Origin of the sequence: Gottfriedia sp. NPDC058432 (assembly GCF_042721555.1) — a bacterium.
GTDB lineage: Bacteria > Bacillota > Bacilli > Bacillales > Bacillaceae_G > Gottfriedia.
In genome coordinates this window covers 1-16,028 of record NZ_JBHXLC010000040.1, presented here as the reverse complement: position 1 = coordinate 16,028, position 16,028 = coordinate 1, and the positions used below count along the sequence as shown (strand labels likewise).

Sequence of the window (16,028 nt, the reverse complement as noted above, 5' to 3'; positions counted from 1 at the left end):
CTATTATAATTGTTTTTAATTTTAGGAGTAAAATAGGGACACTTTGCAAAATAGCATATATAATTAGAAAAGCCGAAACAATAGGCAAATGTGTAAATTAATAACAATATGGTTTAGTTAGAAAGTGAGATAAATTATTATGAAATATGATTTAATTTTTGATTTAGACGATACATTAATTCAAACCCAAGCCGCATTTCGGCATAATGTAGATTTATGTGCGAATTTAGTGCAGCAAGCGCTAGATGAAAAAGTATTTATAAATGACATTAAAGAGGTTTTCAATAAAATCGATCTGGAACTAATAAAAGATATGGGTTTTAGTAAAGAGCGATATCCTTATGCATGGGATTCAACTTTAGATTTATTGGCAACACGAAATAATTTAGAGATATCAAGTATTGTCATTGATCAATTACAATCTTTAGCAAAAACGATATTTAAAGTTAATATCCCACTTCAAAGTGACACATTTATAATAGAAGAATTATCAAATCACAAAGATGTGGAAAGTATGACTATATTGACTTTAGGTGAAAAAGACGTACAATCAAAGCGAGTGATGGAAACCGGCTTAGTACAACATTTTGATAACGTTTTTATTACTAATAAAAAAGATATAAATACCTATCTTGAGTTAAATGAAAAATTAAGTAATCCCGTAATGATCGGGAACTCTCTTAGAAGTGACATTGTGCCTGCTTTAGATGCAGGTATGAAAGCAATTCATATTATTAGAGATTCATGGTTTTATGACGATATAGAGCATAGTCATAAAATAGAGAGTATTAAGTCATTAGTCGAAATAAAATTACTTTTATTTGGTAATTTAGTAAACCTTTAAGGGCGGTTTTTCAGTCATTTTATTTAACTATAGTATAATTAACAACTCTTTGGAATAGTCAATCATGTTGTTGAATTAAAAGATAAACTATGCCACTTATGTGTGATAATTGATCTAGCAATTTGATAAATAGAATAATTGGATTTGGAAATTTAAATTGAATTATTGTAATTATTGAGTAGAAAGTGAAAAAACCAGAAAACTTGTAATAAAATTTTCTGGTTTTTTGTCGTGAAAATTTAGAGTTTAATCAATTGTGAAGGCAGAATGCTTATTCAACAAAATAGCAATTTAGTTTATTAAGAATGGATAAATTTAGTAAACCAATTAAATGATTGAACAGAATTAATACGTATTTCTCTTTTTAAACAGGAAAATAGTAGCTGATCTATTAATTAGCTACTAAGTCCTGTTCAGCGATAGCATGCGATAGTTGAACAACATATGTTGCAAATATACAGCTTTTTTTTATGTAAAAAGCGGGGATATCAATAAAGTTTTTGAATATAAAGGGATATTTACTTATTATAGAGAAATCTTTATTTAATGGTAAAATTAGCTAAAAAGGTATTTGAAAACGATAATTTTACATAATAGACTGAAGGGTTTCAAAAATGGTTCGAACTACATTTATGCCAAGCGATAAAGCAAACACCTATATACTCGTTGATAAGGTAGAAAAGAAGGGTCTTGTAGAAAGATAACCAAACCCAAATAATAGAATGACTTCTAATGTCGTACTAACTGAAGAAGGAAGAGCGTTATTTGACGAAATTTTTCCCAAACACGTTCCAACCATTTCTCAAAAATTATCATTGATCTCGAATGATGAAAAAGAACAGCTAATGGATTTATTTAGGAGAATGGAATTGGTGCACAAAATTTGGAAAAATAAATTTTAATATGTTAAATAGGAGGAAAAAAACAATGTCAAATGAAAAATTAAATGTGGGTATTATTTTAGGTAGTACAAGACAAGGACGAGTTAGCCCACAAGTGGGAGAATGGGTTAAAGGAATTGCTGACAAACGTGGAGATGTAAACTATGAAATTGTAGATATTGCTGATTATCAATTGCCTTTTTTAGGAACAACTGATGGGACTGAACCAGGAATTGCAGCATGGAACGAAAAACTTAACAGCTTGGATGGATTCGTATTTATCGTTCAAGAATATAATCACAGCATAACAGGAGCCCTAAAAAATGCACTTGATTTAGCTCGTGAAGCCTGGAATAATAAAGCAGCAGGGATCGTTAGTTATGGTTCAACTGGTGGTGCCCGTGCAGCTGAACATTTACGAGGAATAATGGGTGAGCTAATGATTGCAGATGTTCGTGTTCACCCTACACTGTCCTTATTTACCGATTTTGAAAACTATACTACTTTCAAGCCAGCTGAATTACACCTTAATAATGTAAATGCAATGCTTGACCAAGTTGTTGCTTGGAGTGGTGCATTAAAAACCTTGAGACAATAGTCTTTATAAAGTGAACTATGTTACGAATATCAGACACTAAAAAAGTGTCTGATATTCTTTTTTTATCTAGTGCAGCTTTAATTAAAATTAGAGATTATATTAAAAGGATAATGGACTGTTAATTCAGTCTATTTTTTATGTAAAAATATCATTCTTCCTTTCATTTAGGAGTAAATTGTTATACATCCTCCATCAATGGCAAAACTAATGGTAAAAGGAGGAGATTTAAAAGTGACTCAAGATCGATTTGAAGAAGCATATGAAATGTATAGAAATCAAAGTGATGAAGAACAAATGATAGAGGAATCAGTAAATCAAGACAAGGAACATATTGTTGCTGTTCGTAAAAATGAAGATGGTGATTTAATTGGTTTCAGAACGAGTTTAAATCGTGAACTAGATTATCTTCAAGCTTTGCAAGAAGCAAAAAGTGGAAATTTAGCTCATGTGGATGTAATCCATAAGTATGGTCGTGACATCCTTAGAAGTGAACCGGATGGTATTGCAGAAAATAATTTAAGTAATTTACCGGAATTTTAAGACAGAAAAGCTTATAAAAATGAAGTAAACCCACTAGGAATATTCCTCGTGGGTTATATATTAGATATACACATTTGTCTTCAATTGATGTCAAATGTAAGAGAGTGAACATAAATTGCATCAGATTTCAATCTCAATATTCACAATCAAGATGTGACATGTTCTATTTAAATTTTAGAAGAGCTTGTCCATGCTTTAAGATTTGAAAATAATGTGATGAGTCATCTAGCAACCTGAATTCGGTTATTCAGTTGTTCTGTTAAGTCTATTTAAACTTGGTAATTGGAATTGTTCAACGTCTTGGTCTTCAGTTACTGCTCCTTCGTTGTGAGAGGAATCTGTTCTGATTTTGCTTCTTTTGATTTTGCTGTCTCTGATTTTAATTCCTTGCTGTCCGCCTAATTCATCATTATCTCTTCCAGCAATACCACTTCTACCATTTCCATCTGCAAATTGTGAACGATCATTTGCTGTTTGGCTATTGTCTCTAGCATTTTGTCCGCCTTGATTTGCGTTCATACCAACATTTCGATTAATTTGTCCTCCGCCTTCAGCTCTTTGTTCGACTTGGATGCGATTTTCTTTAATTTCAATGTTAATAAAATTAAAATTGATTGCACCATCTGCATTAGCTGCTGCAAGTACCTCTTGAATTTCTTCTTTTATATCTTTGAATTCTTCAAACTCTGCTGCCATAGTAAAAAACACTCCTTTTCTATTATCCTTTCACTATATTCATTTTTAATAGATTCTGATTAGACAATTAATAGATTATTTAACTTTTTAAATAATTTAAAGAAAAAAGTACTCTATTTTTAAAAAGTAAATTTTTTATTTTCTTGAAATGCCCACCATAAATTGTTGTTTTTTCCAAGTATCTGGTACTAATTGCTCGGAATAATTCATTATTTCACATTTAAATCATAGATTAATAATGGAGTGTGATCTAATTGAATCCTTTATTAATAAAAATAGTAAAATCATTTTGCGGTGTAATTGTGATCGACCTGCTATTACTTACTTTTTGCTTGTTACTAGGTAGCTATTTTCATATTTTACATTCGTTTACTTGGTTCGGATTTAAAATAATGGTTTTACCTTTTAGCCTTTTAGCATTTATTATTTCAATTGTTTATTTTAGTAAAAAAATAGAAATCGAAGTATCAGAGGAAATTGATGATTTTGAAGAAATTGAAATTGAGCATTCAACAAGAATGGAAAAATACCATCAGCCTTAAAAAAAATTGAACTGAGGTGGTAAAATGGACCTCGAAAATATTGTTTTACGAAATATTGAAGAGCGGATTAAACGTCTAAGGACGAAACAAGATGAAGAAGGTTCTTGGGAATATTGTTTTGAAGGTTCATTAATAACGGATAGTTTTATGATTTTATTAATGAATGATCTTGAATACAAAAATCAAAAAATATTTGATGGGATTATTGATCGTATCATCAATCTTCAACATCCGAATGGAGCTTGGAAATTATACGAGGATGAGAAAGAGGGAAACTTAAATGCAACAGTACAAGCTTACATAGCTTTATTAATCTCAAAAAAGTATACAAAAGAACATTCAAGTATGAAAAAAGCTGAAAAATTTATTCGTGAAAACGGTGGGATTAAAAAAACACATTTTATGTTAAAGATGATTCTAGCTACTCATGGTTTAATTGAGTATCCTAAATTATTTTACTTTCCTATGAGCTATTTTTTACTACCAGATAAAATGCCGTTAAGTTTATTTGATTTAAGTAATTATGCTAGAGTTCATTTAGTTCCTATGATTCTTTGTATTAATAAGCGATTTAAAGTGAAATTGGATGATGATTTAACGATTGATTATCTTTTAGAAACTAGTGAGGTAGAATGGTTTTACGAAGAGCGAGGGAGTTTTTATCAATTTTTACTTGAAGAAGGTAAAAAGCTAGCTTCATATCCTCTCTATTTTCACCAGAAAGGATATGAAAAGGCTGAAAGATTTATATTAGATCGTATTGAAACAAATGGAACCTTTTATAGTTATGGCAGTTCTACATTTTATATGATTTATGCTTTAATGGCTTTAGGTTATGAAGCTACTTCATCCGTCATTCAAAATGCGCTACAAGGACTTCTTTCATATGCAGCCGATACAGAAGCGGGCCTTCATATTCAAAATTCGCCATCAAAAGTTTGGGATACTGCATTATTGTCATATGCAATTCAAGAAGCTGGTTATCAAGTAAATGATCCGATTGTTTCGAAATCGATTAACTACTTAATCAAAAAACAACAAAATATGAATGGTGACTGGAAGGTTCATGCTAAAAATTTAAGTCCTGGCGGTTGGGGCTTTTCTGACGTTAATTCTTTTATTCCAGATAATGATGATACTGGAGCAGTCTTAAGGGCGCTTGCAAGAAGTTCTTTGGAACAACCAACTATAAGTGAAAGTTGGTTGAGGGGAGTTCATTTTTTACTTGGACTTCAAAATGACGATGGTGGTTGGGGAGCATTCGAAAAAAATGTTACGAATAAATGGTTAACATTTTTACCAATTGAAAATGCAAAAGATGCTATCATCGATCCTTCTACTGCAGATTTAACTGGACGTATATTGGAATTTATTGGACATTATACGACGATTTCAAACGATGATCCAATTGTGAAAAAGGCAGTTGATTGGCTTTTAAAGAACCAAAAATCAAATGGTAGTTGGTATGGTAGATGGGGAATTTGTTATATTTATGGAACTTGGGCAGCGATTACTGGCTTAAGAGCCGTGGGAATTCCTAAAAATCATGAGGCAATTAAAAAAGCTGAGAAATGGTTAGTTAGTATTCAAAATAAAGACGGAGGTTGGGGAGAATCAGGTCTTTCGCCTGTTAAATATAAATATGTTCCTTTAAAATATAGTACGCCTAGTCAAACAGCATGGGCAGTCGATACTTTACTTTCAATCCGTCATAAAGAGGATGAAGTAATTAGAAAAGGGATTAAATTTTTAACTACTCAAAGTGAATTGCCTAATAAAGCATTAACTTATCCAACCGGATTAGGATTACCTGGTCAGTTTTACATTCATTACCATAGCTATAATGAAATTTATCCGCTATTAGCACTAGCACACTATAAAAATAGTTAAATAATACTATTATGTAAACAAAATAAATTTATTTTTGGAAATCTTTCCATAAATGTCTTTTCTTTATCATATAAATATAGTAAACTGTTTTATATTGAATATAACTAAATAATCCTTATCGAGAGTGGTGGAGGGACTGGCCCTTTGAAACCCGGCAACTTTAGCGAAAGCTAAAAAGTGCTAAATCCAGCATGTTTAAAACATGAGAGATAAGGCGTGATCTGTACTTAAACGTCATTCTCTCATTTTTTTGAGGGAATGGCGTTTTTTTATTTTATATAAATGGGAAGTGATTGTATGGGCTTATTGGAAAAGTTAAAAGATGGAATTGTTTTAGGTGACGGCGCAATGGGAACGCTTTTGTATTCTGGCGGACTTCACAGCTGTTTTGAAGAACTTAATATTACTGAGCGTGATCGAATCATTCATATACATGAACAATATATAGATGCTGGTGCAGAAGTGATCCAAACAAATTCGTACGGTGCCAATGCTGGAAAACTGAGACAATATGGTTTGGAAAAGCTGGTTAAGCAAATTAATCAAATGGCTGTTAGAAATGCTAGAGCGGCTTCAAAAGGTAGAGCTTTAGTAATTGGTGGAATAGGTGGAATGAAATATGTAGGTTCTACTTTTACGACACCTTTAGAACGTGAGATGATGCTGCTTGAGCAAGCTTCGGCGTTACTAGAAGAAGGCGTAGATGGAATCATGCTTGAAACATTTTATGATGAAAATGAATTATATGATGCTGTAAATCTATTAAGAGGAAGAACGGATCTACCGATCATTGCACAAGTGACACTACAAGAAATTGGCGTTATGCAAAGTGGTCAATATATTGAAAAGATTCTTCCTAATTTAATTGATTTAGGTGCAGATGTAGTCGGAATCAATTGTCATCTTGGACCACTTCATATGCTGGAATCATTAAATACTGTTTCATTACCAACGAATGGTTATTTATCGGCATTTCCAAATTCAGGATTACCTCTATACAATGAGGGGAAATACGTATACAAATCGAATCCAGAATATTTTGAAGATATGACAAAACCATTTATTGAACAAGGTGTAAGACTAATCGGTGGATGCTGTGGTACAACACCAGCGCATATCGCTGCTTTACGAAGTAAGATTGATACTTTACAACCTGTTACAAAAAAAGAAGTGAAAAACAGAACAATTAAAATTACAATCCCGAAACAAGAAGAGCAAAAGAATGAAACTTTAGCAGAAAAGGCAAAAAAGAGAACGACGATCATTGCAGAGCTAGATCCGCCAAAAACATTACAAACGAGAAAGTTTTTTGAAGGAGCGAAAGCATTACATAGCGCAGGAGCTGATGCAATTACACTAGCAGATAATCCATTAGCTTCACCTAGAATTTCGAATGTGGCGATGGCATCACTACTTCAAAGATTGGATGTACCAGTCTTGACGCATTTAACTTGTAGAGATCGTAATATGATCGGACTTCAATCTCATTTAATGGGGCTATCAACATTAGGATTAAATGAAGTTCTTGCTATTACTGGAGATCCAGCAAGGGTAGGAGATTTTCCAGGTGCAACTTCAGTTTACGATGTAGCATCACTTGAACTTATTCGAATGATTAAGGAAATGAACGATGGTAGGCTTTATTCCGGTAAAAGCTTAGGAAATGGAACGAGGTTTTCTGTTGCTGCTGCTTTTAACCCGAATGTTCGAAAGTTTGATGCCGCAATTAAAAGGCTTGAGAAAAAGGTTGAGGCGGGAGCAGATTATTTTTTAACGCAGCCAATATATGATTTTGAAACGATTGATAAGTTATATGAGTCAACACGTCATATTAAACAGCCAATTTTTATTGGAATTATGCCGCTAGTTAGTAAGAAAAATGCTGATTTTATCCATTATGAAGTTCCAGGAATTACTTTATCTGAAGAGGTAAGAAATAGAATTTCATCAGTTGAACCTGAGAGAGCAGTTGATGAAGGTAAAAAAATTGCAAAAGAGCTTATTGATTATGTTAAGGATAAATTTAACGGGATTTATTTTATCACTCCATTTTTGAAGTATGAAATTACAGAGGACTTAATTCAATTTACTAAAAGCAGCAATAAAGAGGAGATTCAACTATGAAAACATTAGACGTAGCATTAAAAGAAAAAATATTACTTCTTGATGGAGCAATGGGAACGATGATCCAACAAAGAGATTTAACAGCAGAAGACTTTGGTGGAGAAGAATGTGAAGGTTGTAATGAATATTTAGTTGTTACAAGACCAGATGTTATTCAAGAAATTCATGAGGAGTATATAGATGCAGGGTCTGACATTATCGAAACGAACACATTTGGAGCTACAAATATTGTTTTATCCGATTATAATTTACAGCATTTAGATATTGAACTAAATGAAATTGCAGCAAGGATTGCAAAGCAAGCAGTTGTGGCATCTGGTAAAGAGGTATATGTAGCGGGTGCAATGGGGCCAACAACAAAAGCAATTAGTGTTACAGGTGGAGTGACTTTCGATGAACTAATTACTGCATATAATCGACAAGCAACTGGATTAATAAATGGTGGCGTAGATGTTTTATTAGTTGAAACTTGTCAAGATATGAGAAATGTTAAAGCTGCCTGTATTGGGATTAGTAATGCATTTAATGAGTTAAATAAAAAATTACCAGTTATGATTTCCGGAACGATTGAACCAATGGGGACAACATTAGCAGGTCAAACAATTGATGCTTTTTATTTAGCTATTGAACATATTTCTCCTATATCAATTGGATTGAACTGTGCAACAGGACCTGAGTTTATGAGAGATCATGTTCGTACATTGTCAGAACTATCTGAGACATTTGTATCTTGTTATCCAAATGCTGGCTTACCAGATGAGGATGGCCATTATCATGAATCACCAGAATCATTAGCGCATAAAGTACGTGATTTTGCTGAACAAGGTTGGATTAATATTATAGGTGGTTGTTGCGGAACAACGCCTGAACATATTCGAGCAATGAAAGAAGCGATAAATGGAATTACACCTCGTCAACCTAAAAAAAGAGAGGATCATGCTGTTAGTGGTTTAGAATCACTACGCTATGATGATAGTATGAGACCACTTTTCGTTGGTGAAAGAACAAACGTTATTGGATCTCGTAAATTTAAAAACTTAATAGCTGACGGGAAATTTGAAGAAGCTTCAGAGATTGCTAGAGCTCAAGTGAAAAAAGGTGCCCATGTCATCGACGTATGTATGGCAGATCCAGATCGTGATGAAGTTGAAGATATGGAAAATTTCATAAAGCAATTAGTTAATAAAGTAAAAGTTCCAATCATGATTGATTCAACTGATGAAAATGTAATTGAATTAGCACTTACTTATATTCAAGGTAAAGCGATTATTAATTCGATTAATCTTGAAGATGGGGAAGAGCGATTTGAGAAGATTTTACCTTTCATTCATAAATATGGTGCTGCAGTTGTAGTTGGTACGATTGATGAAGATGGTATGGCTGTATCAGCAGAAAGAAAATTGGAAATTGCAAAAAGAAGTTATCAACTATTAACTGAAAAATATAAAATTCGCGCAACAGACATCATCTTTGATCCACTTGTTTTCCCAGTTGGAACAGGTGATACGCAATATATCGGTTCTGCAAAAGCGACAATTGATGGAATTAAATTAATTAAAGATGAATTTCCAGAGTGTTTAACGATTTTAGGTTTAAGTAATATTTCTTTCGGATTACCAAATGCTGGCCGTGAAGTGTTAAATGCTGTTTTCTTATATCATTCTACAAAAGCTGGTCTTGATTATGCGATTGTAAATACTGAGAAACTTGAACGATTCGCTTCAATTCCTGCAGAAGAACGTGAGCTTGCTGAGAATTTATTATTCCATACGTCTCAGGAAACTTTAGATAAATTTGTTGAGCATTTTAGAAATTCAGTAAAGAAAGAAGAAAAACCAAAAGAACAGCTTCCGATTGAAGAAAGATTAGCGGCGTGTGTCATTGAAGGTTCAAAGCAAGGATTAATAGAAGATCTGCAAGCCTGTCTTGACCGTGGTGACATACCGTTAAATATTATTAATGGTCCACTAATGACTGGTATGGATGAAGTAGGAAGACTTTTCAATAATAATGAATTAATCGTAGCTGAAGTATTACAAAGTGCCGAAGTGATGAAAGCATCTGTAAACTTTTTAGAGCAATTTATGGAGAAAACTGAAAGCTCTAGAAAAGGGAAAGTCATTTTAGCAACAGTTAAAGGTGATGTTCATGATATAGGAAAGAACTTAGTTGATATAATTTTGACGAATAACGGATTTGATGTTGTCAATTTAGGCATTAATATTCGTCCAGATGATTTAATTACAAAGATTCGTGAAAACAAACCAGACATTATTGGATTATCAGGCTTATTAGTAAAATCTGCTCAACAAATGGTTATTACTGCTGGTGACTTAAAAAGTGCAGGGATTGACACCCCAATATTAGTTGGTGGTGCTGCATTAACTAGAAAATTTACCGAAAACCGTATTCAACCCATTTACGATGGATTAGTAGTTTACTCAAATGACGCGATGACTGGTTTAGACTTAGCAAATAAAATTGTTAATCCAGATGAATTAAAAGCATTAGAAGAAAAGAAAAAAGCAATTAAAAAAATAGACAATATTATTGAATTGCCAGTTCCTGAAGTTAGTACAAAGAGATCAGCAATACAAAAGTCAGATTGCTTAGTTCCTTCATCATTAAGCAAAACGGTCATAAAAAATATTCCAGTAGCTCAAGTGGCACCTTTTATTAATTACCAAATGTTAATAGGACATCATTTAGGGGTTAAAGGTAAATGGGAAAATCAAGAACGTGGTCAAGAATTATACGATTTAGTTCAAGAATTCTTAAAAGATGGAAATGAATATTTTGATTGCCAAGTAATCTATCAATTTTTCCCTGCTCAAAGTGAGGGAAATGATGTCATTATCTATGACTCTGAAACGAAAAAACCAATTGAACGTTTCCAATTTCCGAGACAAAGAAAAGAACCAAATCTTTGTATCAGCGACTTTTTAAATCCTGTTGGTGAAGAGATGGATTATGTTGGATTCTTTTCTGTAACATCGGGACCACGAGTAAGAAATATTGCCGAAAGATTGAAACAAGAAGGAGAGTATTTAAAGAGTCATGTTTTATTCTCATTAGCTTTAGAATTAGCAGAAGGTTTAGCTGAAAAAACTCATATGCTAATGAGAGAAAAATGGGGATTCCCAGATCGTCCAGATTTCACAATGTCTGAGCGTTTTAAAGCAAGATATCAAGGAATCAGGGTTTCATTTGGTTACCCTGCGTGTCCAAATCTTGAGGATCAAGAAAAGCTATTTAAGTTAATTAATCCAAATGAAATTGGGATTAATCTAACAGAAGGATTTATGATGCTACCAGAAGCATCTGTAACTGCAATGGTATTCTCGCATAAAGATGGAAGATATTTTTCAGTTTAAAAAGAGAGAATAATTATTCATTTAATTCAATAAAACCAAAATTTAGTATAAATAGTTAAATAGGTAGTAGAAATAGTTCATGCATCATTCTACTGCCTTTTTCCTAAGAAAAAAGAGGAGTGGAAAAAATGCCTGTAATTATCAACAAAGATCTACCTGCAACGGAAATACTAACGAAAGAAAATGTTTTCTATATGACCAAAGAGCGAGCGGAGTCGCAAGATATAAGACCGCTTCAAATAGGCATTTTAAATTTAATGCCAACTAAAATTGAAACCGAAACACAATTATTACGTTTAATTGCAAATTCACCTATACAAGTAGATATCGATTTAATCGGTACTGAATCATATAAGCCAAAAAACGTTTCAGAAGAGCATGTTTCAAGCTTTTATAAAACAATTTCACAAATTCAAAATACAAAATATGATGGCTTTATTATTACTGGTGCTCCAGTTGAGACACTTGAGTTTGAGGAAGTCGAATATTGGTCTGAGCTTAAAGAAATCATGGATTTCACAAAAGAAAATGTAACTTCTACATTGCATATATGTTGGGGTGCACAAGCGGGTCTTTATCATCACTACGGTGTTCCTAAATATACATTAGATAAAAAAATGTTTGGTGTTTTCCCACATACAGTAGAGGATCGCTTTGTGAAACTAGTACGTGGCTTTGATGACGAGTATTATGTACCGCATTCAAGACACACTGAAGTTAAGAAGGAAGACATCGATAAAATTGGAGAATTGAAGATTTTAAGTCTATCAGAAGATGCAGGTGTCCATCTTGTTACTAGTGAGGACGGAAAGCAAATTTTCGCAACTGGACATCATGAATATTGTATAAATACTTTAAAATCAGAATATGAAAGAGATGTACAAAGAGGAGCGGAAATTACTATTCCAAAAAACTATTTTCAAAATGATAATCCGGAAAAACCACCGATTGTACGTTGGAGAAGCCATGCTAATCTACTTTTCTCAAATTGGTTAAATTATTACGTTTATCAAGAAACCCCTTACAATTTATGATTTTAAAATTTAGGTTTCATAATTTCGTCAAATGTTAAATAAAAATAATTGGAAAATTTAAAAAAGTGTTTGCTATTTTCATAAAACATTCCCATAATGTAAATAATATCAAATTTTAACGGAGGAGATCATATGAAGGACTGTATATCTATTGGACTATTAGGACTTGGAACTGTTGGAAGTGGTGTTGTAAAAATTGTTGAAAATCATCAGGACAGATTAGCTCATCAAATCGGTTGTTCTGTACAAGTAAAAAAGGTTCTTGTTAAGGACCCTGATAAGGAACGATCAATTTCAATTCAGAAGGAATTATTAACGACAAATGCTTATGAAATTTTAGATGATGCTGATATAGATGTTGTTGTAGAGGTAATGGGTGGAATTGAAGATGCTAGACAATACATACTTCATGCTCTTCGAAATAAAAAACATGTAGTTACAGCTAATAAAGATTTAATGGCTTTATATGGTACTGAATTACTCCGTGTAGCAAATGAAAATAAATGCGATTTATTCTATGAAGCTAGCGTTGCTGGTGGTATTCCTATTATTCGTAGTTTAGTAGATGGTCTTGCTTCAGACCGTGTAACTAAGCTAATGGGAATTGTAAATGGAACGACAAATTTTATTCTTACAAAGATGAGCAACGAAGGTAAGGCCTATGACGATGTATTAAAAGAAGCTCAGGAACTCGGCTTTGCAGAAGCAGATCCAACATCTGATGTTGAAGGTTTAGATGCTGCGAGAAAAATGACGATTTTAGCTAAATTAGGTTTTTCAATGGATGTTGAACTAGAAGATGTGCAAGTACGTGGAATTAGTTCAGTATCTTCAGAAGACATTGATTTTGCTAGATACTTTGGTTATACAATGAAATTAATCGGTTATGCGAAAAGAAACGATAATCGAATTGAAGTTAGTGTTGGACCAACTTTAATTGCACATAATCATCCATTGGCATCTGTTAGCAATGAATTTAATGCAGTTTATGTATATGGTGAAGCTGTAGGAGAAACGATGTTCTATGGACCTGGTGCAGGTAGTTTACCAACAGCAACTGCAATCGTATCAGACTTAGTTGCAGTAATGAAAAATATGAGATTAGGTGTTAACGGTACAAGTGCTGTTTTACCACAATATCCAAAAGAATTAAAAGAAGATCATGAGATTTGTTTTAAATCTTTCTTCCGCTTTACAGTAAAAGATCAATTAGGTTCGTTCGCAAAAATTACTTCAATTTTTACAGAATCTGATATAAGCTTTGAGAAAATCATTCAAGTTCCATTAAAGCATAAAGGTCTTGCTGAAATTATTTTAGTAACACACCATGCTTCATATTCAGCATACAAAAAGGTAATTGAAAATTTAGAGACATCTGATGTAGTCGATGAAGTACGTAGCTATTATCGAATTGCAGGTGAAGATCGTGATGTATAAAGGATTAATTGAAAAATATTCAAGTTTCTTACCTATAAATGAAGAAACACCAAAATTAACTTTAAATGAAGGAAATACGCCATTACTATTTTTACCTCGCTTATCAGAAGAGTGGGGAATTGAATTATTTGTTAAATTAGAAGGGCTAAACCCAACTGGTTCATTTAAAGATCGTGGGATGGTAATGGCAGTTGCTAAGGCAAAGGAAGCAGGAAGTTCAGCAATTATTTGTGCATCGACTGGTAACACATCTGCCGCCGCTGCAGCGTATGCGGCAAGAGCTGGTATGAAATGTTTTGTTATTATTCCTAATGGCAAAATTGCATATGGTAAACTTGCGCAGGCTGTCATGTATGGGGCACATATAATTAGTATTGATGGAAATTTCGATCACGCATTACAAATGGTAAGAAAAATTAGTGAGACTGAACCAATCACACTAGTAAATTCCGTAAATCCATATCGAATAGAAGGGCAGAAAACAGCTGCTTTCGAAATTTGTGAGCAATTGGAAGCAACTCCAGATATTTTAGCCATTCCAGTCGGAAATGCAGGGAATATTACAGCTTACTGGAAAGGATTTAACGAATACAACCGTTCAAAAGGTTATCAATTACCTAAAATGCATGGTTTTCAAGCAGAAGGTGCAGCACCAATTGTTAATAATAAAAAGGTTGAAAATCCCGAAACAATTGCAACAGCTATTCGAATTGGCAACCCGGCAAGCTGGGAGCACGCAGTAAATGCAATTGGGCAATCAAACGGTGCAATTGATAGTGTTTCAGATGAGGAAATCTTACAAGCGTATAAATGGATTGCATCAAAAGAAGGCGTATTTGCAGAACCAGGTTCATGTGCAAGTATTGCCGGTGTATTTAAACAAGTACAGTCAGGTGTAATCAAAAAAGGTTCAAAAGTAGTAGCCATTTTAACAGGTAATGGATTAAAGGATCCAGATATCGCAATTCAAACAAGTAATATTGAACCAATTTTGTTACCGAATGAAGAAAAAATTGTATTAGAACATTTACAAGGTGTGGTTTCGATATGAAAAAACTTTTCCAAATAACAGTTCCTGCAAGCACTGCAAATGTAGGACCTGGTTTTGATTCGATTGGTATCGCTTTAGATCGATACTTAACAATTGATGTATATGATCACGATCAATATAGTTGTGAAGGATTTAGTGAATATTTGAAAGATATTCCACTTGATCAGACTAATTTAATCTTAAAAACAGCAATTGATGTTGCAAAAGCAAATCATAAATCTTTGCCAACATGTCATTTAAAGCTTGAAAGTAATATTCCGTTAACAAGAGGTTTAGGAAGTAGTGCCTCAGCAATAGTAGGTGGCATTATTTTAGCGAATGAACTTTGTAATCTTCAATTATCTATAGAAGAACAGCTTAGAATTGCAACTTCAATTGAAGGTCATATGGATAATGTCGGTGCTTCACTTTATGGCGGCTTAGTTATTGGGACTTTTATAGATGGAAAAGCTTATATCCAACACTCGAAATTAAATAGAGTAGCAGTAGTAGCAATTATTCCAAAATACGAATTAGAAACTGTCCATGCAAGAAATATATTACCTTCAACGATTCCTTATAAGGATGCTATCCAATCTAGCAGCTATAGTAATATATTAGTTTTAGCACTATTAACGGAAAATTGGCCATTAGCAGGCGATATGATGAAACGAGATCTATTTCACGAACCATATCGATGCAAAATTGTAAAAGAACTAGACACCCTAAAACAAATCGAATTACCTGAATATGTGCATGGATTTGTATTAAGTGGTGCCGGTCCGACAGTACTAGCATTTGTTTCAATCGAAGGCTGTACTGAAGCAATCAACTATTTTACACTTTTATTTCCAAATTGTGATGTAAGTGAAATAAAAGTAGAAAACAATGGCGCAACAGTTAAACATTCAATCCACTCGAATTAAAAGAAACCACTCAACTATGAAGTGCACCCCAAATGTTAGACACGACTAACATTTGGAGGTGCATTTTTTATGACTAAATTTACTACTGAACATAAATTAGCGGTAGTTATGC

Annotated in this window: 12 protein-coding genes and 1 riboswitch; of the genes, 11 read left to right on the top strand and 1 reads right to left on the bottom strand. The window is 33.2% G+C overall.

What is annotated here, in order from left to right; all coding sequences use genetic code 11:
* Nucleotides 1-139: 139 nt before the first annotated feature.
* The 3 genes from ACFWM3_RS23810 to ACFWM3_RS23800 all read left to right on the top strand — a co-directional run bounded on the left by ACFWM3_RS23810 (nt 140) and on the right by ACFWM3_RS23800 (nt 2,863).
* Entirely contained in the window at nt 140-844 is a 705-nt protein-coding gene (locus tag ACFWM3_RS23810; RefSeq protein WP_390313178.1) for an HAD family hydrolase, read from the top strand.
* 927 nt (nt 845-1,771) lie between these two features.
* Nucleotides 1,772-2,323, top strand: coding sequence for an NADPH-dependent FMN reductase (locus ACFWM3_RS23805; RefSeq protein WP_172795455.1), 552 nt, complete (start codon nt 1,772-1,774; stop codon nt 2,321-2,323).
* 264 nt (nt 2,324-2,587) lie between these two features.
* Entirely contained in the window at nt 2,588-2,863 is a 276-nt protein-coding gene (locus ACFWM3_RS23800) for a DUF3892 domain-containing protein (protein WP_390313191.1), read from the top strand.
* Nucleotides 2,864-3,106: 243 nt separating this feature from the next.
* On the opposite strand, the gene ACFWM3_RS23795 is transcribed toward ACFWM3_RS23800, so the two are convergent.
* Entirely contained in the window at nt 3,107-3,559 is a 453-nt protein-coding gene (locus tag ACFWM3_RS23795) for a hypothetical protein (protein ID WP_286131790.1), read from the bottom strand.
* A gap of 254 nt (nt 3,560-3,813) precedes the next feature.
* Between ACFWM3_RS23795 and ACFWM3_RS23790 the strand changes: the two genes are divergently transcribed.
* From ACFWM3_RS23790 to thrB, 8 genes are all read left to right on the top strand, one after another.
* Complete coding sequence (locus tag ACFWM3_RS23790) at nt 3,814-4,101, top strand: hypothetical protein (protein WP_390313177.1); 288 nt, start codon at nt 3,814-3,816, stop codon at nt 4,099-4,101.
* A gap of 24 nt (nt 4,102-4,125) precedes the next feature.
* Nucleotides 4,126-5,991 (top strand): terpene cyclase/mutase family protein, encoded by a 1,866-nt coding sequence (locus ACFWM3_RS23785; protein WP_390313176.1) that lies wholly within the window; start codon nt 4,126-4,128, stop codon nt 5,989-5,991.
* Between the two features lie 112 nt (nt 5,992-6,103).
* A riboswitch (SAM riboswitch) is annotated at nt 6,104-6,207 on the top strand.
* An 81-nt stretch (nt 6,208-6,288) separates the two neighbouring features.
* Nucleotides 6,289-8,115, top strand: a complete 1,827-nt coding sequence (locus ACFWM3_RS23780) for a bifunctional homocysteine S-methyltransferase/methylenetetrahydrofolate reductase (protein ID WP_390313174.1) — start codon at nt 6,289-6,291, stop codon at nt 8,113-8,115.
* Complete coding sequence (gene metH, locus ACFWM3_RS23775) at nt 8,112-11,489, top strand: methionine synthase (protein ID WP_390313173.1); 3,378 nt, start codon at nt 8,112-8,114, stop codon at nt 11,487-11,489. Before ACFWM3_RS23780 ends, metH begins: the two co-directional genes overlap by 4 nt.
* Nucleotides 11,490-11,617: 128 nt before the next feature.
* On the top strand, nt 11,618-12,523 hold the full coding sequence (gene metA / locus ACFWM3_RS23770; RefSeq protein WP_335415050.1) for a homoserine O-acetyltransferase MetA: 906 nt from the start codon (nt 11,618-11,620) through the stop codon (nt 12,521-12,523).
* Nucleotides 12,524-12,655: 132 nt separating this feature from the next.
* The gene (locus ACFWM3_RS23765; protein ID WP_390313172.1) at nt 12,656-13,960 is read left to right on the top strand and encodes a homoserine dehydrogenase; all 1,305 of its coding nucleotides are present in this window, start codon (nt 12,656-12,658) and stop codon (nt 13,958-13,960) included.
* Nucleotides 13,953-15,011 carry a threonine synthase gene (gene thrC / locus ACFWM3_RS23760; protein WP_390313171.1) on the top strand — a complete coding sequence of 353 codons (1,059 nt, stop codon included), beginning with the start codon at nt 13,953-13,955 and terminating at the stop codon, nt 15,009-15,011. Before ACFWM3_RS23765 ends, thrC begins: the two co-directional genes overlap by 8 nt.
* Entirely contained in the window at nt 15,008-15,916 is a 909-nt protein-coding gene (gene thrB / locus ACFWM3_RS23755) for a homoserine kinase (protein ID WP_390313170.1), read from the top strand. The genes thrC and thrB overlap by 4 nt, the downstream gene beginning before the upstream one ends.
* Nucleotides 15,917-16,028 lie beyond the last annotated feature (112 nt).

What these genes read in the sequence shown, in the direction of transcription:
- ACFWM3_RS23810 (WP_390313178.1), top strand. Translation starts at nt 140, where the DNA reads ATGAAATATGATTTAATTTTTGATTTAGACGATACATTAATTCAAACC.
- ACFWM3_RS23805 (WP_172795455.1), top strand. Translation starts at nt 1,772, where the DNA reads ATGTCAAATGAAAAATTAAATGTGGGTATTATTTTAGGTAGTACAAGA.
- ACFWM3_RS23800 (WP_390313191.1), top strand. Translation starts at nt 2,588, where the DNA reads ATGTATAGAAATCAAAGTGATGAAGAACAAATGATAGAGGAATCAGTA.
- ACFWM3_RS23795 (WP_286131790.1), bottom strand. Translation starts at nt 3,559, where the DNA reads ATGGCAGCAGAGTTTGAAGAATTCAAAGATATAAAAGAAGAAATTCAA.
- ACFWM3_RS23785 (WP_390313176.1), top strand. Translation starts at nt 4,126, where the DNA reads ATGGACCTCGAAAATATTGTTTTACGAAATATTGAAGAGCGGATTAAA.
- ACFWM3_RS23780 (WP_390313174.1), top strand. Translation starts at nt 6,289, where the DNA reads ATGGGCTTATTGGAAAAGTTAAAAGATGGAATTGTTTTAGGTGACGGC.
- metH (WP_390313173.1), top strand. Translation starts at nt 8,112, where the DNA reads ATGAAAACATTAGACGTAGCATTAAAAGAAAAAATATTACTTCTTGAT.
- metA (WP_335415050.1), top strand. Translation starts at nt 11,618, where the DNA reads ATGCCTGTAATTATCAACAAAGATCTACCTGCAACGGAAATACTAACG.
- ACFWM3_RS23765 (WP_390313172.1), top strand. Translation starts at nt 12,656, where the DNA reads ATGAAGGACTGTATATCTATTGGACTATTAGGACTTGGAACTGTTGGA.
- thrC (WP_390313171.1), top strand. Translation starts at nt 13,953, where the DNA reads ATGTATAAAGGATTAATTGAAAAATATTCAAGTTTCTTACCTATAAAT.
- thrB (WP_390313170.1), top strand. Translation starts at nt 15,008, where the DNA reads ATGAAAAAACTTTTCCAAATAACAGTTCCTGCAAGCACTGCAAATGTA.